The 25,777-nt window shown below is 38.3% G+C and carries 23 protein-coding genes; 13 read left to right on the plus strand and 10 right to left on the minus strand.

All coding sequences use genetic code 11. From position 1 onward, the window contains the following. Positions 1-134 precede the first annotated feature (134 nt). Positions 135-1,508: a chromosomal replication initiator protein DnaA gene (gene dnaA / locus GYA54_01465; GenBank protein ID NMC51378.1), complete on the plus strand. Its 1,374-nt coding sequence runs from the start codon at positions 135-137 to the stop codon at positions 1,506-1,508. A gap of 257 nt (positions 1,509-1,765) precedes the next feature. Next, positions 1,766-2,872 (plus strand): DNA polymerase III subunit beta, encoded by a 1,107-nt coding sequence (dnaN, locus tag GYA54_01470; protein ID NMC51379.1) that lies wholly within the window; start codon positions 1,766-1,768, stop codon positions 2,870-2,872. Positions 2,873-2,941: 69 nt separating this feature from the next. On the opposite strand, the gene GYA54_01475 is transcribed toward dnaN, so the two are convergent. The 8 genes from GYA54_01475 to GYA54_01510 all read right to left on the minus strand — a co-directional run bounded on the left by GYA54_01475 (position 2,942) and on the right by GYA54_01510 (position 10,066). Further along, positions 2,942-3,463: a hypothetical protein gene (locus tag GYA54_01475; protein ID NMC51380.1), complete on the minus strand. Its 522-nt coding sequence runs from the start codon at positions 3,461-3,463 to the stop codon at positions 2,942-2,944. 95 nt (positions 3,464-3,558) lie between these two features. Further along, complete coding sequence (locus GYA54_01480; protein NMC51381.1) at positions 3,559-4,248, minus strand: HAD family phosphatase; 690 nt, start codon at positions 4,246-4,248, stop codon at positions 3,559-3,561. Next, the gene (locus GYA54_01485; protein NMC51382.1) at positions 4,229-6,457 is read right to left on the minus strand and encodes an AAA family ATPase; all 2,229 of its coding nucleotides are present in this window, start codon (positions 6,455-6,457) and stop codon (positions 4,229-4,231) included. The genes GYA54_01480 and GYA54_01485 overlap by 20 nt, the downstream gene beginning before the upstream one ends. Positions 6,458-6,713: 256 nt before the next feature. Then, positions 6,714-7,196, minus strand: coding sequence for a hypothetical protein (locus GYA54_01490; GenBank protein ID NMC51383.1), 483 nt, complete (start codon positions 7,194-7,196; stop codon positions 6,714-6,716). Between the two features lie 130 nt (positions 7,197-7,326). After that, positions 7,327-7,671: a hypothetical protein gene (locus GYA54_01495; GenBank protein NMC51384.1), complete on the minus strand. Its 345-nt coding sequence runs from the start codon at positions 7,669-7,671 to the stop codon at positions 7,327-7,329. Between the two features lie 628 nt (positions 7,672-8,299). After that, on the minus strand, positions 8,300-8,560 hold the full coding sequence (locus GYA54_01500; protein ID NMC51385.1) for a SemiSWEET transporter: 261 nt from the start codon (positions 8,558-8,560) through the stop codon (positions 8,300-8,302). 185 nt (positions 8,561-8,745) lie between these two features. Next, positions 8,746-9,465, minus strand: a complete 720-nt coding sequence (locus GYA54_01505) for a hypothetical protein (GenBank protein NMC51386.1) — start codon at positions 9,463-9,465, stop codon at positions 8,746-8,748. Between the two features lie 268 nt (positions 9,466-9,733). Then, positions 9,734-10,066, minus strand: a complete 333-nt coding sequence (locus GYA54_01510) for a hypothetical protein (protein ID NMC51387.1) — start codon at positions 10,064-10,066, stop codon at positions 9,734-9,736. A gap of 259 nt (positions 10,067-10,325) precedes the next feature. On the opposite strand from GYA54_01510, the gene GYA54_01515 reads away from it, so the two are divergent. Genes GYA54_01515 through GYA54_01525 form a run of 3 tightly spaced genes read left to right on the plus strand, consistent with a single transcriptional unit; the run spans position 10,326 to position 15,232 of the window. Further along, complete coding sequence (locus tag GYA54_01515) at positions 10,326-11,753, plus strand: flippase (GenBank protein NMC51388.1); 1,428 nt, start codon at positions 10,326-10,328, stop codon at positions 11,751-11,753. Positions 11,754-11,763: 10 nt separating this feature from the next. Next, positions 11,764-13,083: an O-antigen ligase family protein gene (locus GYA54_01520; protein ID NMC51389.1), complete on the plus strand. Its 1,320-nt coding sequence runs from the start codon at positions 11,764-11,766 to the stop codon at positions 13,081-13,083. A gap of 37 nt (positions 13,084-13,120) precedes the next feature. After that, positions 13,121-15,232, plus strand: a complete 2,112-nt coding sequence (locus GYA54_01525) for a type II/IV secretion system protein (protein NMC51390.1) — start codon at positions 13,121-13,123, stop codon at positions 15,230-15,232. 58 nt (positions 15,233-15,290) lie between these two features. Here GYA54_01525 and GYA54_01530 read toward each other — a convergent pair whose 3' ends face one another. Then, complete coding sequence (locus tag GYA54_01530) at positions 15,291-16,616, minus strand: peptidoglycan DD-metalloendopeptidase family protein (GenBank protein ID NMC51391.1); 1,326 nt, start codon at positions 16,614-16,616, stop codon at positions 15,291-15,293. Positions 16,617-16,780: 164 nt separating this feature from the next. Between GYA54_01530 and GYA54_01535 the strand changes: the two genes are divergently transcribed. Together GYA54_01535 and GYA54_01540 are read left to right on the plus strand one after the other, a co-directional pair. Further along, a complete protein-coding gene (locus GYA54_01535; GenBank protein NMC51392.1) occupies positions 16,781-19,738 on the plus strand; it encodes a leucine--tRNA ligase in 2,958 nt (985 codons plus the stop codon). A 69-nt stretch (positions 19,739-19,807) separates the two neighbouring features. After that, a complete protein-coding gene (locus GYA54_01540; protein ID NMC51393.1) occupies positions 19,808-21,070 on the plus strand; it encodes a Glu/Leu/Phe/Val dehydrogenase in 1,263 nt (420 codons plus the stop codon). Between the two features lie 35 nt (positions 21,071-21,105). On the opposite strand, the gene GYA54_01545 is transcribed toward GYA54_01540, so the two are convergent. Then, positions 21,106-21,573 (minus strand): RNA methyltransferase, encoded by a 468-nt coding sequence (locus tag GYA54_01545; protein NMC51394.1) that lies wholly within the window; start codon positions 21,571-21,573, stop codon positions 21,106-21,108. 63 nt (positions 21,574-21,636) lie between these two features. Between GYA54_01545 and GYA54_01550 the strand changes: the two genes are divergently transcribed. The 6 genes from GYA54_01550 to GYA54_01575 are packed head-to-tail and all read left to right on the plus strand — an operon-like array spanning position 21,637 to position 25,759. Next, on the plus strand, positions 21,637-22,269 hold the full coding sequence (locus GYA54_01550) for a ribonuclease HII (protein ID NMC51395.1): 633 nt from the start codon (positions 21,637-21,639) through the stop codon (positions 22,267-22,269). Positions 22,270-22,329: 60 nt separating this feature from the next. After that, a complete protein-coding gene (locus GYA54_01555) occupies positions 22,330-22,893 on the plus strand; it encodes a class I SAM-dependent methyltransferase (protein NMC51396.1) in 564 nt (187 codons plus the stop codon). A gap of 1 nt (position 22,894) precedes the next feature. Beyond that, positions 22,895-23,287, plus strand: coding sequence for a hypothetical protein (locus GYA54_01560; GenBank protein NMC51397.1), 393 nt, complete (start codon positions 22,895-22,897; stop codon positions 23,285-23,287). Between the two features lie 5 nt (positions 23,288-23,292). Next, entirely contained in the window at positions 23,293-23,658 is a 366-nt protein-coding gene (locus GYA54_01565) for a YraN family protein (GenBank protein NMC51398.1), read from the plus strand. A gap of 3 nt (positions 23,659-23,661) precedes the next feature. Further along, positions 23,662-23,904: a DUF3006 domain-containing protein gene (locus GYA54_01570; protein ID NMC51399.1), complete on the plus strand. Its 243-nt coding sequence runs from the start codon at positions 23,662-23,664 to the stop codon at positions 23,902-23,904. 4 nt (positions 23,905-23,908) lie between these two features. Further along, positions 23,909-25,759, plus strand: coding sequence for a hypothetical protein (locus GYA54_01575; protein NMC51400.1), 1,851 nt, complete (start codon positions 23,909-23,911; stop codon positions 25,757-25,759). Positions 25,760-25,777 lie beyond the last annotated feature (18 nt).

The raw sequence follows: 25,777 nt of genomic DNA on the forward strand, positions 1-25,777 counted from the left end.
TATTATTAACCTATACACAAAAATATCCACATTTTTTGCACTTTTTTTACTCTTTCTGTTGCTTTGTGTATAAGTCCGGAGTGTGCTATTATTTAGATAGATTTTTTAGAAAATAAACAAAATATACAAAAAATATGACCAGAGATGAATTATGGCAGGCAGTCTTGGGAGAGCTGGAGTTGACCCTGTCAAAAGCTAATTTTACTACGTGGTTTAAAAACACCTTTATCATAGCCGAGGAGAATGATCAGGTAATTATTGGGGTGCCAAACCTGTTCACGCAGGCCTGGTTTGAGAAAAAATATAATGATTTAATTATAAAAACTCTAAAAAAAATTACAAACAATCGGGTAAAAAACATAATCTATAAAATAGAGATAAGAAAACAAAATCTGCTAATATTGGCTGAAAAAAATACACAAACAGAGTCAACATCATCACCTGAAAGCATAAATTTAACAATAGAACAAAATAATTACAACGGCTTAAACCCAAAATATACTTTTGATAAGTTTATAGTGGGGAAAAACAATGAGCTGGCCCATGCGGCGGCAAAAGCGATTAGTGACAAACCCGGTGAAACCTATAACCCCTTATTCCTTTATGGTGGAGTGGGATTGGGAAAAACACACCTTTTGCAAGCGGTTGGCCACTTTTTAATAGAAAAAAACCCAAAAATAAAGGTTTTATATACCACCTGTGAAAAATTTACTAACGATTTTGTTCAGGCAATAAGAACGGGGAAAACAAAGATTTTCCAAGATAAATACCGAGATGTTGATTTGTTGATTATGGATGACATTCAATTTATGGAAGGAAAAGAACAAACACAGGAGCAGTTTTTTCATACTTTTAACGATTTGTACCAAAAAAACAAGCAAATTGTGATATCTTCTGATCGCCCACCCAAAGCTATTCCAACGCTGGAAGACAGACTAAGGTCAAGATTTGAATGTGGAATGATAGCAGATATAAGCGAGCCAGATCTAGAGACAAGAATTGCTATTATTGGCTCAAAATTGGCCGAAAAGAGCTACTTTTTACCAGATGAGGTGGTGAGCCACATTGCCTCAAACATACAAAGCAATATTAGAGAATTGGAGGGTGCATTAAATAGAATTATTGCCCACCACGAGCTAAGAAAAGAAAAACCAACCCTAGAGTCAGTAAAACCAATTATTTCTACTCTGGTAAACCTGCCGCGCAAGGGGTCTATTTCGCCCAAACTGATAATCCAGACCGTTTCTGAGTATTTTTCTATTAATATAAATGATATTGTTGGGAGCTGTAGAAAAAAAGAATTAGTGGTGCCAAGACAAATAGTTATGTATTTTTTGAGGGAGGAGCTAGACGCCTCTTTCCCAAATATTGGGCAGGAATTGGGTGGCAGAGACCACACCACTGCTATGCACGCTCATAGTAAAATAAAAAATCAGTTAATTGATGATGAAAAACTAAAACAAGATATTACTATTTTAAAACAAAAAATATTTAATAGTGCTGTTTAGGGTTGTTTATATCATTGGGGAAAAGTTGTGCTAAATAATAATAAATAAAATTTAAAAAAGTTATTAACCTTTTATATAAAAAGTAATTATAGTCTTAATAACAGAAGAAAGACAGATTTGTTTAAAAAATCAAAGCAAAATAAGAAAAAATTTTAATTATCAACATTTCCACAACGCTTATTAATAATAATATTTAATATATAATATAAATAACTATTAATATATAATATGGACAACTATTAATTAATTTTTAAAATATGAAAATAACTTGTACTCAAGAAAATTTAATAAAAGGCCTTAGTGCTGTTTCACACATTGTTGGAAAAAACGTTAGTCTACCTATTTTGAATAATATTTTAATAAAGGCAGAGGGGGGAATAATTAGATTAATGAGCACCAATCTCGACATTGGGATAAAAACAAACGTGAGAGGAAAGGTTGATAATGAAGGAGAAATAACCGTTGGATCGAAGATCTTAACAGACTATATCGCTTTGGTAAAAGATGGCACTGTTGATGTTGAGGTAAAGGACAATAATCTGATAATAATGACAGAAAATCAAGAAACAACCATAAAATGTCAGGGGGCAGAAGATTATCCGGTTATCCCTTGGGTGGAGCCAGAAGGGGGAATAATAATAGAAGCGAAAACACTAAAAGAGTCTCTGGGCCAGGTAATTAATAGCGCCTCATATGATGACATTAGGCCCGAATTGTCGGGGATTTTGATGGTTGTTGATGGGGAAGAAATGGTTTTAGCGGCAACAGATAGTTATAGGTTGGCAGAAAAGAAGGCCAAATTAACAAAAAATGAATTGGTTCAAAAAAAGGCTTATAAAATAATCCCCTTGAGGGTTTTACAGGAAGTGCTGCGTATTTGTGGGGAGGGGAATGAACCGGTAGAAATAAATTTTGATGAAAGTCAGGTCGTTTTTAATCTTCAAGATACAACCATAATGTCTAGATTAATAGAAGGAAATTATCCCGACTACAAAGAGATAATTCCAAAGGAATATAAAACCAGGGCAGTGGTGGAAAAAAATAGCCTGATCTCTCAGGTAAAGGTGGCAAGTTTGTTTTCTAGGGCCGGCATTAATGATATATTAATAGAATTTAATCAAAATAAAGATTTGATTATTTCTGCTAATAATATCCAAAATGGGGAAAATAAATCAACGCTTAAAGCGGAGGTGGGTGGAGAGAATAATAGTGTGGTTTTTAATTATAAGTATTTATTGGATGGGTTGCAAAATATAAATTCTAAAAAAGTTGTTATAGAGGTTAATTCTTCAGATATGCCTGTGATTTTAAAACCGGAAGAAGATAATAGCTATCTTTATTTGATAATGCCAATTAGGAGATAGTTTTTATCTTCTAAATATAAATAAAATTAAAATACCCCCGGTTGGGGGTATTTGTATTAAGAAAGATAATTATTTAAGGACAATTATTTTTACATATTTGGAGCCCCAAATTTTTGCAGAGTTTAAATCAGACATCCAGATATCGATATGATGATAATAGCGAGGATTCATGCGATCTAAGACCGTAAAAACTTTAGAGCCAAAATATTCAGGTATTTGAATTTTGGTGCCCTTGGGGAAGGCATTACTGGCAATCATCCCCCAATAAACGCGATCACCCCAAGCGGCAATAAAGGGGCTGTCGTCGGTTTCTGATTCTCTGGATGTATAGGCGGTGGCAGTAATATAGGTGGTATAATAATCAATCTCATTTGTTTCTGGGAGTGTATTTATATCAATACTATCGCCGGCAATTTTTGGGTTGTCGGGATGATTTACGATCAACACTTCAACTGGTCCGCGACCAAAATCAGAATTTATTTCTTCGGCCAAAACAAAGTGGTGTGGATTGGTTTGCAATAAAGCAAAAATCAAAGAAACCGCGAAAAGAATTCTTTTATAGAAAATAAGGGATTTTTTATCCAAGAACATATAAAAGTATTATTTATATGATATTTGGCCAATTAAAAAACTTCCCATATCTGGAAAGTTTCCTACTATAATAGTAGCATATTGAGTGAAAAATGTCAAGGACCTGTGAGGCTTTTTTGAAATTCTTTTAATAATTTTTTATGAGAAAAAAATATTTTGTCTGCTGAGAGTAGGAACTTTTTATGGAGAGTTGTTTTAATTGCGTATGTTGTGAGTCCAGCTTTTTTTGCACTTTTAATGCCGAGGGGGGAGTTTTCTATTACTAAAATTTCTTTAGCATTAAATTTTAATTTTTTAATTGCCAAGAGATAGGGTTCGGGATTTGGTTTGTTTTTGTTTGTGTCGTCGCCAGAAATTATTACTTTAAAAAAATTTTTAAAAAATTTATCAACTATTTTTTGGACAAATTTTTTATTGGCCCCACTAACTAGGGCCAAGCTTAATCCTCTTTTTTTGAGTAATTTTAACAACATGGAAACATATGGATATGGAGAAACACGAAGGAGGGTTTTTACTTTTTCTTTTTTTATAAGGTGAATTTTTTCTCTATCAACGGTATTTAATTTTTTAGAATATTTTTTTAGAATAAAGTTTATAGTTTCTTTATAAGACATGCCCTCTAATAAAAGTAGGTCTTTTTTCGTTGCATTGATACCAAATTTTTTAAAGGCATATTGCCAGCTGACAATATGGTGGGGGATGTTCTTAATAAGAACACCGTCTAGATCAAAAATTATTGCCCTTATGCTATCCTTTAATATTTTATTATTTGCTGTTTCTGGCATATTTTTCAGATTCTTCTAGTTTGATGCTGATTAGTTTAGAGATGCCATCATCGCCCATGGTGACACCATAAAGTAGGCGGGCTTTTTCCATGGTGGCACGATTGTGGGTGATAACAATAAATTGTGTTTTGTGAGAGAGATCTTCTAAGATTTGAGCGAAGCGCAGGGAGTTTGATTCGTCTAGGGCGGCATCGACCTCGTCGAGCACAATAAAGGGCGCTGGGTTGGATGAAATAATGGCACAGATAAGGGCAATGCTGGTAAGGGCTCTTTCGCCCCCAGAGAGAATACTAATTGATTTCAGTTTTTTACCCGGGGGGGTAGCATAAATTTCAATACCACTATAACCATCGCGATTTTTTTCTTGAAAAAAATTAATAGCGGTATTTTCATTTGGTTGATTTTCTTCTTGCTCTTTTTCCGTTGATTCTTTTAGGAGAGATAATTCTGCCTTGCCCCCATTGAAGAGCATTTTAAAATATTTTTGAAAATAATTATTTATTTCTGCGAATGATTCGGTCATTTGTTTTTTGATGATTTGATCCAATTCATTAATTATTTTTTTGAGTGATTCCATGGTTTCTCTCAGGTCGGATATCTGGGTCGTGATAAATTCATATTGTTTTTGGGTTTCTGTATATTCTTTTTCTATTTCTGGGTCGAGGCCGCCAATCATTTCCAATTGGCCTTTCAGTTTGTTGATTTTATTTAGGATAGAATTTTTTTCTTCCAAGTTTTCAATTTTTGGAGCATCTTTTTTTAGTAAATCAAAACCACCCAGCTCGCGCAATATTTCTTCTTTGAGATCAAACCTTTTTGTTTCTATTCTGGCTAGATTAATTTTTATTTCATTGAGTTCGTTATTTTTAATATTTAGCTCATTTTGGTGTTTTTGGTAGTTTTGCTGGAGGTGCCAGAGGTTGGAACGATCACTGTTCTCCTCATCAAGGATTTTTTTGATGTTTGATTGTAATGAAGAGGCCTCGGCTTCTAAGGACTTTATTTTTTCCTCCAAGCTGGTTATTTTGGGGCTGGTGTTGTTTTTTTCTGGTTCGGGAGTTGTCTTTTGCAGGTAAGGGCGGAGTAGAGAGAGAAGGGCGGTTATCTTTTCCTTGGCAGAAAAGACGAGCTTTTGTATTGTGTCTATATTTTGACCAGTTTGAAATTCTTTCTCGGTGTCCTGATGGAGCCGATCTATAGTTTCGAGGTGCTGAAAAATTTGGTTGATTTTTTCCTCAGATAAGTTTTTGGCTGATGGCTGGCTATTGTTTTTTGCCATCTGTGAATTTTTTAAAATAAATAATTCTTCCTTGAGGGACATTTTTTTGTCGAGAAGAGATTGATGTTCTTGGCGTAGTTTTTCTATTTTTTCATTGGTATTGTTGTTTTTGAGAATTTTATCCAGTTCGTCTTTGGCTGACTGCCAGAGCTCATGAATTTTGTTTTTTTCTTCTTCTATTAGATTTATTTTTTTTATTTCAGTATCATAGTTGGAATTGATTTCTTGCCAGTAGGCGCTGTAATAATTTAATTGGGCTTCCCGGAGCTCGGCTTCTATCTCTTTTCTTTTGTTGAGCTTTTTGACTTGTCTGGTGAGGAGGTTGAGGTGTGGCTCCATTTCTTGGATTTTTATTTGGGCGGCAGAAAGATTTTGTCCAACTTGTTGAAGCTTGGAAATTGTTTGATTTTTTTTAATTTGATATTGTTTGACCCCGGTGGCTTCCTCAAAAAACTCTTTTCTTTCTTCGGGGGTGGCAATGAGGAAGTTGTCGATCATGCCTTGGCCGATAATAGCATAGGTGCGGTGGCCAAAGTTGGCCTGAGTCAGGAGGAGATTGATGTCAGCGAGCTTGCTTTTACTATTATTGATCAGATATTCACTTTCACCATTGCGATAGATTTTTCTGGTGATTAAGAGGTCGCTATAATCAATGGGGACTTTTTTGTCAGAATTGTCCAAATCCAAAGAAACCTCAGCTAGTCCGAGTCGGGCTTTTTTGTCTGAGCCGGAGAAAATTACATCCTCACTTTTTTTGCCGCGGAGGGTTTTGATGCTTTGTTCGCCCATAACCCAACGGATGGCGTCGGAGACATTGCTTTTGCCAGAACCATTGGGCCCGACGATGGCAGTAATGCCGTGGGAAAACTCCAAGGTAGTTTTTTGGGCGAAGGATTTGAAGCCGTTGATTTCTAGTTTTTTGAGATACATAAGTTGAGGGGCAAATAAAAATTGACTACAGAAGAGTCAAATTTATTATATCAGGAAAAGGGTTTTGGGCAAAAAGCACGTAGGTGAGTGAAGCGAGCGATATCCTCATAGCGTTTGCGTGTATGAGAAGTTTCGCCGGCTTCCTTATTATTTTATCATAGAGGAGGCGAAATTTGGGTGAAAGAAAAAGTGCAACCCCTGAAAATTATCTACGTACTTTTTCTTGAACCCCATACACGCTGTTATGTGCTGTTGATTATAATTTTTTTGGTGACTCTCTGCGTTTTTTATTATAAAATTCTTCTTGTTTCTGATGAAATTCAAGACTTACTAGATCTAATTCTTGAATCAGTAAATCAATAATGTCATTAAAGAATTCTCCGCCATTTTCGGCCTTGCTTAGTTTTCGATCCGCTAAACTTCTGGCAATATTTTGATTAGATCGCTGTCCGAATTCAAGCAAATTGGTCATCGCTAGGTTAAGCCTAGAGAGCGTTTTTTGTTTTTGTTGGAGGGATAAAGATTCTTCTTTGTTTATCATTTCAACACATTGCTCATAGGAGTCATAAAGGGAAGAAAGGACTATTTTTGTAGCCATTTTAATATCATCTTCATTAAACATGGTTCCAGCATCAGCCATCTGTCGTTGCCAATCGGACAAAAAATGCTTTCGATCCCAAGAACGAGCTGGCATTTCGTTAAAAATAGTGGAGAATTCTTTTCCTTCAAAATATGGCATGGTGTTTTAAGTTGGTAAGTAATTATGGTCAATTGCACACAACGTACCCGAATATCTGAAGTTGTGAAACAATTTGGGTGAACGAAGTGAACCAGATATTCGGTGTTGTACGATGTCGAATCCCGAAGCATTAATCAATGAGAAAATCCAGCTGTTCTTTTGGTATACCGATTGAAAGTCCGTGTTCAACCGCGGGTACCCACGAAGATTTATCATCATAATTAAACTCAAACTTCTTGCCCTGGAAAATCGCAATAACTTCTCTATCTTTCCAAAAATGCATATACCACTTAGGCTTGATATTCTCAGACAGCCTAGCTATATCTTCGTGGGTAACAGAAACAGTATATAGATGCCACCTATCTGCTGGATTTTCATCCTTTGAAATTCTAAAACCAATAATTTTAAAATCGTTGATTACACGATTGTCATTTAAACTTTCCTCAACGATAGTTCCTTTGTACATGTCTGACATATGATTATTTTAAAATTATTGGTTTGCCTCGGGATTCGATTTTGTACAACGTTTCTGTGTATCTGAAGTTTCAGATACTTTATTGTAGCTTCTCAGTAATGTTCAATCAATAAAAAGCTACAATGAAGAATCTGAAATTTGGGTGAGGGGATAAGAAAATAAAATGAATTATTACCTTCAATTAAAAGCCCTTTTGAAACTTTAGATGACTGTGTGTTGACAAAATTAGCGATAGTGCTAAGTTTAATTTCTAGAATGTACAATAATCATTTAACTCAGGAGGAAAAATGAAATACTCTAAAATATTCAACGGCCAATATTTTGTTTTGGTGCAAAACGGTCATTCGCCCTTATTTCGCAAACTGGATGGAAAAGCTCTTCAAATATACGTAAGTACGAATATTCTTAGTCCTGGTTTGTGTAGTGGCGATGAGATCGTCATTAAGCCTGATAGAAAAGTCCAGCCAGTTGACATGAGCCGTTGATGGTATTACCCGCTTATTAGCAGAACAATGCGAACGGCGGGTTTTAAATTTCAAAAGGGCTTTTAAAAATATAAAAATTATTCATTTTATTTTCTTATTCCTGAACCAGATACACAGTGTTATACGAAGTTGGGTTTTGTTTCTTACCCGTATCTTAATTTAAGGATTAACATAATGAGGCCAAGTGTTGTGCCAACACTATTCATGGCAGTGAGTGGACCATTATGCAGAATTATTCCATAGATTGTCCATAGAATAACACCAACCGCGTATATTATTGAACGTGACAAAGAAATATCTCTCGTGGATTTAGTACGAAAGCTTTTAATCACTTGGGGCAACATTGAAATGACGACCAAAATTCCAGCGATGTAGCCCAAAATATTAAGCCATTGTAATTGCATAATCGTTTTTTAGTAGAAAAGAAACAAAACTCAATTTCGTATAACGTTTGCGTGTATGAGAAGTTTCGCCGACTTCCTTACTTTATTCTAGAGGAGGCGAAATTTGGGTGAAAGAAAAAGTGCAACCTTTGAAAATTATTAACGCGCTTTTTCTTGAGCCTCATACACGCTGTTAAGTGATGTATTTATAATTTTTTACCGTCCTTATTGTTGTCAATTTTTTTCGAACCGAATATTATGTAAAGGAAAACTTTATAGTACAAAACAATAGCGGCAATAAATCCGGCAATGACCAATAGAGATATTTTTAGAATATAAAAAGTTGTAAGAAAATCTGATTTTCTATAAAAAACTAAATCTTTGTAGAACAAAGAATTGTCATCTATTGGCTCTAAAAATCTAAGTTTTCCGTCTTCTTGCCCATTGCTATCATAATGCGTGTATGCGTCAGGAAGTAAACACTTGATATTGTTTATTCTTATATAATTTGCGAATGTTTCTATTGGGACATCATTTTTGCCGTATATATCTCTGATAAACAAAGTTCGTATTCCGCTTTTGTTTTGTACGTCAGCAACTTTATTTTCAAGATTATTGGAACAATAAATATCGTCATATAAAGTTTTATCGGTCGTTGCATTTAGGTGGTATGAAGCCCCGGGACGATCATACAATTCTTCAACTATTTCATTTGGTTTCTTTAGTTCTCGGATTTGTTTAACTTCGGTCGTTATTCGATCGTTAACAGAATCAACAATTTCGTATTGAGGAATAATGAGCGAGTCAAAATAATCATATAGTGTGTATAACGCCAAGATGAAAGACGCGAAAAAAATTACCAAAAGTAATCTGTGCCACCAACGACCACCTAAATTTAAGTCTTTTCGAAAAAAATTGTTTTTCATATGAGTAAAAAATTATAAATATTTCACTTAACGTTTGCGTGTATCCGATGTTTTCATCCCGATTAAACGAGATAAATTTTGGTTATCGAACGCAAGCTTGTAATAGAACTCCACCCAAATCTTCATCGAACTAAGGGATGAAAATTTGGGTCGAGGGAAATGGACACTCCTTAAGGATATAATTTGCGTCAATTTCCCGAGCCGGATACACGCTGTTATACGCTGTTTTGAAAAGTCCCTACCTTAATGTATTTATTTTGGCAATTCATTATTCTTCCATAAGCTCATAAATTCTATCAGCCGCCTTACCTTGGATATGAAATTCCGTGCCGCCTACATAGAAATGAAAGCTTAATTTTTCAGGGTCGGAAGTAGGGGATGTTTGAAAGTGAGATATTTCGAAATCACCTGATTGTACTCGTTTCATATCATCTATTTTCGGATCACTAATGTCAAAATCAAATCCATAACCTTGTTTTTTTGTTTCAGGATTATCTGGCCACTGTTCCCTGAAAAATTTTCTTATTGCGGACTCAAATTGTTCTCCTTGATTTTCTTTACTCTCTTGTGGCGGAGTGGCGCCTTCAAATTTTTCTGGCATAATTTTTACTTTAATTAATATTGGTTAAATTATATCTTAAGTTATATCGACTCCGCCACATGAATTGCCAAAATTTTAATAAATGGGACTTTTCAAAATGGCGTATAACTGGTTGTTATCTATACTTTTTTGTAGATAACAACTAAAATTTGTAGGTTATCCATACAGATCGAGCAAGGCGTTGGGTTGATTTTATTATACCAAAAAAGAGGGGGATCTTAAATTTGGCACAAAATGTGGGTAATGGTAAGATAAAATCATGAATTTAACACAAAAAATAGCTTGGAATACGATAATCCATACCATTGGCAAATTTGGCGCTTCGGCTATTGGGGTTTTGGTAGTGGCTATTTTGACCCGATATTTGGGAGTGGAGGGGTATGGCGAGTACACTACGGTTTTTGCTTATCTTTTTTTCTTTGCGGTTTTGGCCGATTTGGGATTGTATGTGGTGACGATCAACGAGCTCAAAAGGAGCCAGTGGGGTGAGGAAAGATTTTTTAATAATATTTTTACCATGCGCTTTGTGTCAGCTATTTTTATGATGGCTCTGGCTGGGGCTCTGGTTTGGTTTTTTCCTTATAATAATAATATAAAATGGGGGGTGCTTTTGGCTTCACTGTCCGTAGCTTTGGGTTTGATTGACCAGACACTGGTGGCTTATTTTCAAAACAAGATTAATATGAAGATGGTGGCGGCGGCGGAGCTGGCTGGGAAAATATTGCTTTTGATTTTGACTGGGCTGGTGATTTCTCGGGGATTGGGACTGATGGCAATTTTGGCGACAGTGGTAATCGGGTTTGTTTTGAACGTCGGGATAAATCTGGTAGTTTTTTTGAAGCAAGCCAAGCTGAAATTGACATTTGACCTAATAGTATGGCGAGAAATATTTGGTAAGTCCTGGCCAATCGCGGTGACTAGTATTTTTTCTTTGATTTATTTCAAGGCCGACACCTTACTTCTGTCTATTTTGCCGATCAATCCAGCCTATGCTTTGAGTAATAGCGAAGCGGTAGGAATTTATGGCGCGCCGTATAAAATTTTGGAAGTGTTGATTGCTTGGCCGGCGATTTTTATGGGATTGGTTGGGCCGGTTTTGGCCAAGGCGTTTGCCGAGGGGGATCTGGCTGGTTTTAAGAAAGCCTGGCAAAAAGCGTTTGACGGTTTGGCGGTGATAATTTGGCCGATGATTGTGGGGACAACGATTTTGGCTAGACCAATAATTGTGCTTTTGGCCGGGGAGAGCTTTGCGGCGGCTGGGACAATTTTGAAAATATTGATTTGGGCGACGGGGATTATTTTTTTGAGTCATCTGACGACTTATGCGATTATCGCCATTGGCCGGCAAAAACAGATGATCAAATATTATCTTTCAGCAGCAGTGATCGCCCTGGTTTTGTATATAATTTTAATACCCAAATATGCCTACTTCGGTGCGGCTGGGGTGACAGTTGGGGTGGAATTATTTATGCTCATGGCTACGATGATTCTACTAGGAAAAGCGACGGGACTGAAAATAAATTTGATGATTTTCGGTAAAGCCTTTTTGGCGGCAATGGTGATGGGGATGGCCTTGTGGCTGGCTAGTGGTTGGCACATTGTATTATCAATACCTCTGGGTATAATTATATATTTAATAGTAATGTTTCTGGCTGGAGGAATAGACAGAAATCTATTAAAAAAGTGAACGATGAATTATGGGTTATGTCTTTTTATTAACTTTATATTTTATTGCCTTTGCTGGCTTGGCGTGGAAGAAAATAAATTGGGCAATTTATTTGATAGTTTTTGCTTTGCCAGGCTATTTGATTCGGTTTAATTTGGGGCCAGTGCCGATGACGGTATTGGAAGGGATGATTTTGATTTTGTTTATAATTTTTTTATTGCGGCTACGGCGGGACGGAATTTTGGATTTTTGGAAAAAGATTAGAGGGTTAAAATTGTTTCATTGTTTCATTGTTTCATTGCTGACGTTTTTATTGGCGGCAACGGTGGCGGTTTTGGTGGGGCCGGATTTGCGGGCGGCGCTTGGGATCTGGAAAGCTTATTTTGTGGAGCCAATATTGTTTTTTGGGGTTTTTGTGGCGGTGATAAAAAAAGAAGAGTTAAAAAATATTTTTTGGGCTTTGGCCGGATCGTCTTTGACAGTGAGCACGGTGGCTATTTATCAAAAATTGACCGGCAATTGGATCGCTAATGAGTTTTGGGCGGCCGAAGCGACGAGAAGGGTGAGCGGGATTTTCCCTTATCCGAATGCGCTGGCACTTTATTTGGGGCCGATAATCATATTATTAATTGGTTTTTTGGTCGGGCAGGAGAAAGAAAAGAGCAAATTGTTAAATTATTATAGTGTTAAATTGTTGGGATGGGGGATAGTGGCGTTGAGTTTATTATCAGTTTGGTGGAGCGGGTCAAAAGGAGCAATGATAGGGGTAGTGGCCGGGTTGATATTTTACGCGATTTTTTATAGGGGTTATAGAAAATATTTTGTACCCTTGGTGGCGGTAATATTTTTGGTCGGGATAATTTTGTTGCAGAGCGGTCGAATAAACCTAAAGGGAAACTATAGCGTAGAGGGCGGCGATTCCTTGACGGTACGTCAAGAAATGTGGATGGAGAGCTGGCAGATGCTCAAAACAAAACCAATTTTTGGGGCTGGTTTGGCCGGCTACCAGGAGGCAATGGAGCCATTTCACCAAAAAAGTTATATTGAGATTTATTTGTATCCGCATAATATTGTTTTGAATTTTTGGAGTGAGTTGGGGATATTGGGGCTATTGGCGTTTATTCTGGTTATTGTTTGGTTTTATAAGAGAGTATTTTTTAGGCTAGATAAAGATTTAGGATTTGCGATTTATGATTTAAGAATATTATTAGCGGCGACGATGGCCGTGATTATAGTGCACGGCTTGGTGGATGTGCCTTATTTTAAAAATGATTTGAGTGTGTTTTTTTGGCTACTAGTTGGAATGATGGCGGTAGATAATATTCGCCAAAAAAACAAACAGCAGGTATAATTAAGGTGGGTAAGAATTATGAATTAAGGATAAAAACATGGTAGATAGCAATCAAATACAAAAAAAATTAAATGATCTCCTGGCTGGCATTGATGACGGGGACGAAGATGTTTTTTTGGTTGAATCAGCAAAGCAGGAGCAACAAACCCCACAAACAGCTCCTATGGTGCCAGTAGAGCCGAAGATAAAAACAGAGCAAGAGGCGTCAGGCGTGCTCGAAGAAAAAGCGCAGTCAATTTTTTTATCAGAAGAAAAACCGCCGGAGCCAGAGAGCGGGGTGGAGGAAAAAAAAGAGGAAACAAAAGACACCACGCCGCCAGAGGAGCGATTATTATTAGATAATAAAGATGGGGCAGAAGGGGCAGCGGGTGATTTTTTAGAGGGAAAAGGTGTATTGATAAAAGAAAAACAAGATATACCATTTGTTCAAAAAGAAGAGATTGCTATAGAGGAAAGACCATCTGGATTTACTATAAAAAATAATGGCTTTTTGGGTAAACAAGCAGAACTTAATGACAAAATAAGGGCGATGGAGTCAGACAGGAGAGAAGATCAGATAAAAATGAAAGCCATGAATTTGGGTTTTGGTTATATAAACTTGCGAGGGTTGCCGATAATGGCTGAATTTTTGAAATTAGTAGAAGAGGATGAGGCCAAGGAGGCTAGACTTGTTTGTTTTTTTTATAAGCGCGGTGAGGGGTTGAGGTTGGCCATTGCCGGAATGAGCCCCGGGGCGCAAGAGCTAATAGCTAAAATAAAAGAAGAACATCCGGGAGAAAGAGTCTCTATTTTTCTGACAAGCGAGGAGAGTATAGATGCCGTCCTGAGGCTTTATGCCTCAATCCCAAAAAAGGTGGAGAGGATAGATGATATAAAAGTTTTGGAAGGAGAAATTTCTCAATCAAGCCAAGAGATTGGTGATATAAAAGAAATACAGGAAAAGATTAACGGGGCTTCTACTACAGAGGCCATGGGCGTTATAATAATGGCGGCCGCCAGGATTGAAGCGAGTGATATTCATATAGAGGCAGAGGAGAATGATGTAAAAGTGAGATTTAGAATAGATGGCGTCTTGCACGACGTAGCGGTTTTGGCCAAAGAGAAATGGAATCATTTGGTGGCCAGAATAAAATTAAATGCTGGGCTGAAAATCAATATACAAGACAGGCCACAGGATGGAAATTTTAATTTATTAATATTGGATAAGCCAATTGATTTTAGAGTCTCTACTTTGCCGACAAATTACGGAGAGAGCGTGGCGATGAGAATTTTATATCATGACAAGATAAAGAAGATGAGCCTTGACAATTTGGGTTTGGATGAGTATAACCGGGCTATTTTAGAAAAAGAAATAATCAAACCAAATGGGCTTTTGGTGATAACTGGACCGACGGGATCTGGTAAGACGACAACATTGTATTCTATTTTGAATAAATTAAATTCTTCGGATAATAAAATAATCACAGTGGAAGACCCAATAGAGTATAAACTTGAGGGGATTAATCAGTCGGAGGTCAGAGAAGATAAAGGTTATACTTTTGCCAAGGCTTTGCGGTCACTGGTGCGCCAGGATCCGGATGTTATTCTGGTGGGTGAAATCAGGGACGAGGAAACCGTGGACATAGTTTTAAATGCTGCTCTGACCGGGCACTTGGTGCTGTCTACTATTCATACCAATAGTGCGGCCGGGACAATCCCTAGATTTATGGCTCTTGGAGCAAAACCATATCTGCTTTCTCCGGCGATAAATGTAGCGATATCACAAAGATTGGTGCGCCGGGTCTGCCAGGCGTGCAAGGAGACAGAGGCTCTTGATGAACTGAAGAAAGAAAGATTGCAACAGGAGGTGGCCATTTTACCCGATAAATATAGGAGTATTATTAGTCCGGAAAATTTTGATAAAATAACTTTTTATAAGGGTAAGGGGTGCAAGGAGTGCTCTGGTCTTGGCTATAAGGGGCAGATAGCTATTTTTGAGATCTTAAGGATAAATGATGAGATAAAAAATATGGTTTTGGCTGGAGAAATATCAGAACAGCAGATAAAACAGGTGGCCGCAAAAGATGGAATGGTATCTTTGGCTCAAGATGGTATTTTAAAAGCGGTCAGGGGGGTTACCAGTCTGGAAGAGGTGTTTAGGGTGGCCTAAAAATAGAGAAAGAATTTTAAAACCCCGATATTGAATCGGGGTTTTGATAATTGTATTTTTATAGATAACTAAGGGGATTTCCTCTGGATCCATTGATAATAATTTCTAGATGGATGTGTGGCCCGGTTGACCAACCCGTAGAACCGACTTCGCCCAAGACTTCGCCCTGGCTGACTTGGTCGCCTACTTTGACATAAAGCTTTCTAGAGTGGGCATACAGACTTTTGACTCCGTTGCCGTGATTGACGACGATATTGTAGCCGTAACCGGTAGACCAGCCAGCCCTCTCTACCCGCCCTCCTTTCATGGCATATATGGGGCTGCCTGATTTGGCTCCAATATCAATGGCATTGTGTCTCCAGCTAAAATATTGAGTGATACGACGGGAGTTGCTCGGCCAAACAAAACTTTTGTCGGCGTTGGTGGCTGGTTTGTCGGAAAATATATTTTTTATAGAGCCAGTGCTGCGGCTAGCAAGGGTGCCGCTGGAAAGCGGTTTGCCGTCGGGGATAATAATTTTTTGTTTTATTTTTATATTGGCGGCGTCGGCGATATTATTGTAAGATAATATTTTTTCTATGCTGGAGCCGAATTTTTTGGCGATGCTGCCAAGGGTGTCACCAGACTTTATATTGTAGGTAACGCCATTGGTCGGTAGGATGGAGAGTTTTTCTCCCGGTCGGATATAGCTGCCAATAGAGAGGTTGTTTTCCCAAAGAAGGGTGTTGATAGAAATATTGAAGCGGCTGGCAATACTCCCCAAGGTGTCACCAGCCTGTACTGTATATGTTTGGATGGTGTTACCTTGGTTGGCAGGAACAGTGCCTCCGTTTTCGGTGAAGGGAGAAATGTTTGATTTTATCAAAGCCTCACCAGACTGCGAGAGGAGGGCGAGAGACTTGTTTTCGGGGCTGGTTTCCTGGGTATCTATTTTTTTTCTACTTTCCAAAGTATCAAGCTGACTCAAAATAGTTTCTGTTTTTGGATAGCCGGACTCTTTTTTATTTAAGTTTGATTTTTCAACAATTTCTTCTTCGTTTTCTGGGATAAAAATTTTGGCCAAAATACTATTTTTATTAAATTCGTCGGCATAAGCGTTTTTGGTCGAAAGGTTTGTGATAATAATAAGTAAAAAGATTATTAAGAGAATAGTGTGAACAATATATTTTTGACGAAAAGATTTTTTGTACTCAACAAGTTGTTGGCTCAGGGTGTCCTCAAAAAATATTTTTTTTATTTTTTTTTCTAAAAATAAAAAAACCTTATAAAAAGGTACAAGAATTTTTCTAAAAAACACAAGCCACAAGTTTTTGCCAAGCAAGGAGGTTATTTTTAAAAAAAACCTGGAAAATAGGGAAGCAAGTTGGCTGAATATTTTTAGCATAAAGAATTAACAAATTGGTGCCTAGCCATGACAATTCGTTGGTATTTAGCGTATCAAAAAAGGCAAATTTAGTAAAGCTTAATAAATTTGATTTTGGACAAAGTAAGTGATAAGATAAAGGACACTGGAGCATAAAAACATTAAAACACGAAAGCATAAAATATATGGAGAAATATAATCCACAACTAATAGAACCCAAGTGGCAAATAATTTGGGAAGAACAAAAATTATTTCGAGCTAAAGAGTCTGCCTCTTCGGCCGATGGGGATGAAAATAAAAAGAAATTTTATGGGTTGATAGAGTTCCCGTATCCTTCTGGCGATGGTCTGCATACTGGGCATTTGCGATCTAATACCGCCATGGATATTATTGCGAGGAAGAGACGGATGCAGGGCTATAGCGTGTTATATCCGATTGGTTTTGACGCGTTTGGCTTGCCCACAGAAAATTATGCCATCAAGAAAAAAATAAAACCCCAAGAGGCAACAGCTAAAAATATTGCCACTTTTACCAAACAGCTGAAAGAAGCTGGTTTTTCTTTTGATTGGAGCCGGTCATTTTCCACCACCGATGAGGATTATTATAAATGGACGCAGTGGATTTTTGTACAGATGTTTAAGCACGGTTTGGCTGAAAAGAAAAAAGAAACAATTAATTGGTGTACTTCATGCAAGATTGGTTTGGCCAATGAAGAGGTGGTGAATGGAGTGTGCGAAAGATGTGGGGGCGAGGTAATAAAAAAGGATAAAGAGCAGTGGGTTTTGAAAATTACCCAATATGCTGATCGGTTGATTGAAGATTTGGATTTGGTAAATTATTTGGAGCGAATAAAGACACAACAGATAAACTGGATAGGAAAAAGTGAAGGTGCATCTATAAAATTTCCAATTTTTAATTTCCAATTTCCAAATAAATCTCAAATCTCAAATTCCAACAACCAAGATTATTTAGAGGTGTTTACGACTAGACCAGATACTTTGTTTGGTGTGACTTTTATGGTGGTGGCACCGGAACATTCAATTATCAAAAATCAATTAGCAATTATCAATAACAAAGAAGAGGTTTTGAATTATATTGAAGAGGCAAAAAATAAATCAGAATTAGAGCGAACAGATTTAAATAAAGAAAAAACTGGTGTAGAAATAAAAGGCATTAAAGCGATCAATCCAGTCAATGGTAAAGAGATTCCGATTTTTGTGGCAGATTATGTGGTGATGGGATATGGTACAGGCGCCATTATGGCCGTGCCAGCGCATGATGAAAGAGATTTTGAGTTTGCGAAGAAGTATGGGATAGAAATAAAGCAGGTGGTGGCGTTAAAATTTGATGATTATAAAAGGACTATAAAAGTATTAGAGGCATTAAAAGAAATTCAAGATAAGGCCACAGAGCAAAAGTTGGACATCTGGTTGTTGGGTGGTTTGGCTTCTGCTTTTGTGGCGCGAACGATATATCGGGTGCATGAAGATTTGGATTTGATCGTAAAAAATGATAGTGATTTGAACCGACTGAAAGATCTTTTGCTTAATTTGGGTTATATCTTTGAAGGTGAACAAAATTACGAGGATGATACGCAGCTTTTTGATTTTAGATCGTCTAGCGGGGTCAAGGTTCAGATTGGCAAAAATCAGGGTAAGTTAGGAATTGAAAATGGTGATTTTATAAATACCAGGCTGGAGCTGGCGGGTGTGACGTCTTTGGTTTTATCTGAGAGGTTTCTTGAGAATTTTAAAAAATGGAGGCGTACACAAGAATGGGTACAGGACTATCAGATAGTGGCCGATGATTTGGATTTGGAATTTATGTTCGGCCGAGTGATAACTGAAGATGGATTTGCTGTTAATTCTGGTGAATTTGATGGATTATCAACAAGGGAGTTTAAGGAAAAAATTATTAAATGGCTAGAAGAAAAAAATATTGGTAAAAAACAAATACAATATAAATTGCATGATTGGATTTTTTCAAGACAACGATATTGGGGCGAACCGATTCCTATGGTGTATTGCGAAAAGTGTGGTTGGCAAACCGTGCCAGAAAATGAACTACCAATTGTTTTGCCCGAAATTGACGATTATCTTCCAACCGATGAAGGTGATTCACCCTTGGCTAAAAATGAGAGTTGGGTGAAAACCAAATGCCCGGTGTGCGGCGGCGAGGCGAGGCGGGAAACTGATGTCATGCCCAATTGGGCTGGTTCGAATTGGTATTTTGTTCGCTATACTGATCCGAAAAACGAAAAAATGATGGTGGATCCAGAGCGCGCCAAATATTGGCTACCAGTTGATTGGTATAATGGCGGCATGGAGCATACCACCTTGCATCTTTTGTATTCCAGATTTGTGTGGAAATTTTTGTATGATATTGGCGCCGTGCCGAAAGAGTGCGGCGTGGAACCATACGCAAAAAGAACAGCGCATGGCATGATTTTGGGTGAGGGTGGAGTGAAGATGAGTAAGTCAAAAGGCAATGTGATCAACCCTGATGAATATGTAAAAAAATACGGGGCTGACACGCTTCGGGTTTATGAGATGTTTATGGGACCGTTTGATCAGCCGATTGCCTGGGAGGACAAGAGTGTGAATGGGGTGTATAGGTTTTTGAATAGAGTATGGTCATTGCAGGACAAGCTCCAAGCAAGTTCCAAATCTCAAACTTCAAATTCTAAATTAATTACATTACTACATCAGACAATTAAAAAGGTGGAGGAGGATATTGAGGAAATGAAGTTTAATACGGCAGTGGCGCAGATGATGATTTTCCTTAATGAGTTGGAAAAAACAGAAGAATTATCTCAAGGATTGTGGGAGAAATTTATTTTGATTTTATCTCCCTTTGCGCCGCACCTGGCGGAAGAGTTGTGGCAGAATTTGGGACACAAAGAATCCTTGGTGCATGAGAAATGGCCAGAGTATGATCCAGCCCTAATCAGGGCAGAAGAGTTTGAATTGGTAATTCAAATAAATGGCAAGGTCAGAGAAAGGATTTTGGTGGCAACGGATATTGGCGAGGAAGAGGTAAAAGAGCTAGCTCTCAAGAGCGATAAGGTACAAAAGTGGCTGGAAGGTAAAGAGCCAAAAAAGATGGTTTATATCAAAGGGAAGTTGTTGAGTATGGTAATATAAAAGTAACGTGTAATAAGTAATGAGTAATGTGGACAAGGAGTGTTTTTATAAAATTAAAAATCGGAAAATATGAATGCATTTAATAATGCGATGGAGCAATTGAAAAAATCCGCAGAACTGATCAATCTTGAGGCCAGCGTGTGGGAAAGATTGAAAAAACCGGAGAATATTTTACAAGTATCTTTACCAGTAAAAATGGATAGCGGGGAATTGAAAGTTTTTGAAGGCTATAGGGTGCAATACAATAATAGTCGCGGACCATATAAGGGGGGATTGCGTTTTCATCCGAAGACTGATTTGAATGAAGTGAAAGCCTTGGCTTTTTGGATGGCGATCAAGTGCGCGGTGGTGGGGGTTCCTTATGGCGGGGCCAAGGGTGGAATAACGGTGGACCCAAAAAAATTATCAGTGGGAGAATTGGAAAGATTGACTCGGGTCTTCACACAAAAATTGGCAAATTTTATTGGGCCAGAGAAAGATATCCCGGCCCCAGATGTTTATACCAATCCGCAAATCATGGCTTGGATGGTTGATGAATATTCAAAAATAAAAGGATATAATGTGCCGGGGTTAGTAACGGGTAAGCCGGTGGAAATCGGCGGGTCGCTCGGTCGCAATGAGGCGACAGGGCTCGGCGGATTTTTTGTGATGGAGCAACTGGCCAAGAAAATAAAATTAAACCCAAAAAAGACAACGGTCGCGATTCAGGGTTTTGGTAATGTAGGCTATAATTTGGCAGTGTTTTTGCACAAAGCAGGATATAAAATAATGGCGGTGTCTGATTCGCAAGGTGGGATCTGGAATAAAAATGGCCATGACATGGACCCAGAGGAAGTGATGAAAGCAAAAAAAGAAAAAGGGCAGATTGATGGTTGCTATTGTCGGGGTACGGTGTGTGATTGTTTGAATTTTGCCAAAATTGATAATGAAAAATTATTACAACTATCAGTAGATATTTTGGTACCAGCGGCTTTGGAAGGGGCGATCAATGAGAAAAATGTCGGTCGGGTAAAAGCGAAAATAGTTTTGGAGATGGCCAATGGTGGGATAACCCCGGAAGCAGAAGAAAAGTTAAACAAGAAGGGGGTTGTCGTAGTACCGGATGTGCTGGCCAATGCAGGTGGGGTGGCGGTGTCGTATTTTGAGTGGGTGCAAAATTTGCAGAATTATCATTGGAGTTTGGAGGAAGTCAATAAAAGATTGGAGAAAATCATGAGTGAGTCTTTTGATGAGGTGTGGCAGAGGAAAGAAAAATATCAGACTAATCTGCGTATGGGCGCATTTGCTTTGGCCCTGGAGAGGATTGGGGCGGCGATGAAAGTACGCGAATAATGAATAATGGGAAAACCCGGGCGAGAGCTCGGGTTTTATTGTTTATATTTGCCAAGCTCATAAAGGCCGATACTCGCGGCGATGGCGACGTTGAGGGATTCTTTTTGACCGAGCATGGGGATGGAGATGACAGCGTCGGCTTGGCTCAATATTTTTCTACTAATGCCCTTGACTTCGTTGCCGACGACGAGGGCGCAGGGTAACTGGGGTTTAAAAGTGGTGAGGTTTTTGGTTTTGGGACCAGTTTCTAGGGCATAGATTTTAACGCCTTGGCTCTTGAGCTTGGATACCAACAAGTGAGTTTGCCAGTGTTTTTCCCAAGGCACAAAATTTTCTGCGCCAAGAGAGACTTTTTCTATTTTCTGGTTGGGCGGAGCGGCAGTGTAGCCGCAGAGATAGATTTTGGTTACGCCAAAAACATCGGCCGACCTAAAGATGGAGCCAATATTAAAGAGACTTCTAATATTTTGGGCGATTAGGTAGAGCTCTTTTTTATTTTTCATTTATTTTAATTATAGTGTGGTTATGATAGAATTATAGTAAGATAATGGAATTGGTCAATAAATATGTTTAATTATCCAAATTATAAAATAGAAAAAGATCTTTGGAAGAAGGGCTTTGATTGTGTGGCGGGTTTGGATGAGGCGGGTCGGGGGGCTTGGGCAGGGCCGGTAGTGGCGGCGGCTGTGATTTTACCAAGAGATTTTAGGTTTAGAGGATTGAAAGACTCCAAGCTTTTGAGTCCGCAAAAAAGGGAAGAATTGTTTGTGGTGATAAACAAAAATGCTTTGGCTATAGGAGTGGGAATTGTTTCGGAAAAAATTATTGATAATGAGGGAATTATTGGGGCGACCAGAAAAGCCTTTTTGGAAGCAGTGGAAAAAATAAAAGAAACAGCGGATTATCTTTTGGTTGATGGAATAAAAATTTTTGAGCATCTAATCCCTAGTAGTTTTCATATAAAAGGTGACAGAAAGATTGCTTCGGTGGCAGCGGCTAGTGTCGTGGCTAAGGTGACAAGGGATCATATTATGAAAGATTATCATCAACGGTATCCTCATTATAGTTTTGATCAGCATAAAGGATATGGGACGGCCGAACATGCTGGATTTTTGGAACAACATGGCTGGTGTGATATTCATCGCAAGAGTTTTCGGCCGGTGGCAGAAAAGGGATATCGGCATTTCGAAGAAGATTAGATTCATTTGATTTTTTGGTCGTTTTTTTATATAATAGGAAAGTAAAATAAATTTAAAAATATGGAAGACAAAATATTCCCGGGGGGCAGGGAGCTTTTGGACGCCCATGATTTATTGATAAATCAACTGGGTATTAGCTATGGTTCAAAGGTGGCTGATTTGGGTTGTGGCACGACTGGCTATTTTGCTTTTCAGGCGGCTCAGGTGGCTGGTGATACGGGCATGGTTTATGTGGTTGATATTCAAAAATTGATTTTGAAAAATATAGAGAATAGGGCAAAAATGCTTGGGCTTGGGAACATAAAGACTGTTTGGTCAAATCTTGAGAACTATGGGGCGACAGAAATTAATGATGGCTCTGTAGATTATGCTTTTTTGATTAATGTTTTATTTCAGAATAAAAAACCGGAGACTATTTTGAGAGAGGCGGCGAGACTCCTGAAGCGGGGTGGAAAAATTTTGGTGGTTGATTGGAAGAGTGGAAGGTTTCCTTTTGGGCCCACAAGTGAAGCAAAGGTTTTGCCAGAAAGAGTGCGGGAACTGGCTTTGGGCGCCGGCTTGAAAGAAATAAAAGAAATAAATGCTGGAAAATTTCATTACGGATTAATTTTTGAAAAAATATAATATGACAAATTTATTAACCTTGGTTTATTGGTTTGATTTTACTCCAGAGCCATGGCTCGGTGGGGTATTTAGAGTTTTGACGGTGATTTTTTGTTTAATAGTGATTGTTGGTTTGGTGTCTGGATTGTTTGTAAACAAAAACAAAGAAGACAATTTAAAGAGAAAGTTTTGGGACAAGGTGCGCACTTGGGGGCTATTGATAGGTTTTTTGGGGTTATTTTTGATATTTGCTAGGCAGCAGGGTATAGGATTTTTGGGGATGCCATTTTTGTTTTTAGCTTTATGCATTTGGGCTATCTGGTGGGCTTATAAAATTTTTAGGTATTTGATAAAGATAGTGCCAGAGAGGCGGGAAGAGCAAAAGAAAAAAGAGGAGATGAAAAAATATTTATAAAAGGTATGAATAATCGCGAGAAGGGCAGGAGGGGTGAAGAGTTGGCAGAAAAATATTTACAGGAAAATAATTATAAAGTTGTAGAAAAAAATTATTATACACGCTGGGGTGAGATAGACATCATAGCGAGAGATAGAAAAACTGAAGAACTGGTTTTTGTGGAGGTAAAAATGAGGAATTCCGTGGCTTGTGGTTTACCAGAGGAATCAGTGACGGAGGGCAAGCTAGAGAAATTGGAGATGACGGCAGAAGTTTATCGTCAGGAGAAGGCAGAGGATGGGCGCTATCGTTTTGACTGCCTAGCGATAGAGGGAAGGGGAAATAATAAAGATTTTAGAATAACACATTATAAAAATATTGGTTTAAGCTAGTATATGGGTCAGGATTTTTTTGGACAAAGGAGATTTGTGTTGGGGACATTGGATCGCTTTGAGGGAGAGCAGGCTGTTTTGAAAATGGAAGATGGGCAGACAATAAATTGGCCAAAAGGAGATTTGCCGGGCGATGCTGTCGAAGGAGCGGCGGTAAAAATATTTTTGACTACGGCCAGGACAGAAGAAGAAGAAAGAGAGCGCACAGCCAAGGCGGTTTTGAATGAGTTATTAAAGACAGAATAATATTATGGCAAAAGAGGGGGAGAATATAAGCAGTAAAATTATTTTTAAATGGCTACTGATAACGGCCGTTTTTTTGATAGTGGCAGTGGTTTTGGTTGGCGGTCTCCAGGTTTATGGCTATTTTTATAAGGATAAAATTTATCCTGGGGTAATAGTGGGGCGGTTAGAACTTGGTGGTAAAACAAGAGAACAGGCTCGAGTTTTACTACAAGCGCAAATTGATAAGTTGGCAGAAGAGGGTCAATCATTTGAATATTTAGATAATAAGTTTCAAGTCAATCCAGTGGTTTATGGCGGGGCAGAGAGCGGGGTGGCCTATGAGCTGTGGAGTTATGATTTGGAGAGGACTATTAGCGGGGCTTATGGTTGGGGTAGGGGGAAGAATTTTTGGCAGGGGATGACAGAAAAAATAAGAACATTTTTCGGTAAAAATAAAGTAGAGGCAGAATATAAAATAAACAGTGAGGGCTTGATACAAATATTAAAGAAAGAGTTTGGCAAGTGGGAGATGCCGGGTAATAATGCCAAGATATTTTTTGATAATGGTGTGGTTAAGATTGAAAAAGAAAAGGAAGGAAGGGTTTTTGATTATAGTAAAGCGTTAATTTCATTGGGAAAAAATTTGGGAGAAGCAAAGACTGGCGCGGTAAAGTTGGAGCTGGTGGCTGAGGTGCCATCTATAAACACACAGGAAGCGGAAATGTTTTTGGGCCAAGTGGATGTTGTGGTTGATTCGGCGCCCGTTGTTTTGTATTTAGATAATGGTCAAGAAGAAACAAAAGAATGGAAGATAAAAAAACAGGAAATTCAGGAGTGGCTAGAGCTAAAGAAAAATCAAGCGCGGGGCGTCCATCTTGGATTTAATGATGACTTGGTAAAAGGAAGACTGAAAAAGATAGCAGAGGAAATTGACCGGCCGGCGAAGGAAGCGAGATTTTTGGTGGCTGGTGATAGGGTCCAAGAATTTCAAAATTCTCAAGATGGGGAGATATTGGATATAGAAAACACAACAAAAGAAATAGAAAATAAATTTTTTGGAGACAAAAATACAAGGGTGGCTTTGGTTATGAAAATTGATAAGGCAAAAATAGATAACGAGAGTGTAAATAATTTGGGGATAAAAGAGTTGATAGGCAGTGGGGCGTCTGATTTTAGTGGATCGCCGGTAAACAGGAGACACAATATCAGTGTAGGGGCCGGATCTTTAAATGGCATATTGATAAAACCAGAGGAAGAATTTTCTTTGCTTAGTGCCCTTGGCGAGATAAATGCAGAGAGCGGCTATAAGCCCGAATTGGTGATAAAAGAAGGTAAAACTATACCAGAGTTTGGTGGGGGGTTGTGCCAAATCGGAACTACTTTATTTCGTTTGGCTATTAATACTGGTTTACCCATCACTGAAAGGCGCAACCATTCTTATCGGGTGTCATATTATGAACCAGCTGGAACAGACGCGACGATTTATGACCCTTGGCCGGATTTTAAGTTTATCAACGATACAGGAAATTATTTATTATTGCAGACAAAAGTAGACGGCAATAAATTGTTTTTTGATTTTTGGGGGACACGCGACGGGAGAAGCGTGGCAACAACCAGCCCGGTGATTTATAATATTGTGAAACCAGGGGAAACAAAAATAATTGAGAGCGAGGATCTGAAGCCGGGAGAAAAGAAGTGCACAGAAAAACCGCATAATGGCGCCGATGCTTATTTTAAAAGAAATATTACTTGGCCAGAGGGAATTGGCAAGGAAAATAGTGAAGAGACCTTTAGGTCTCATTATGTGCCGTGGAGCGAGGTGTGTCTAGTTGGTAAGGCAGCGACGAGTACAGCGGAGATAATAGAAGCACAGTAGAAATAGGTGGAGATAAAT

The organism is Candidatus Kuenenbacteria bacterium (assembly GCA_012797775.1).
Taxonomy (GTDB): Bacteria; Patescibacteriota; Patescibacteriia; order UBA2196; family GWA2-42-15; genus JAAZMX01.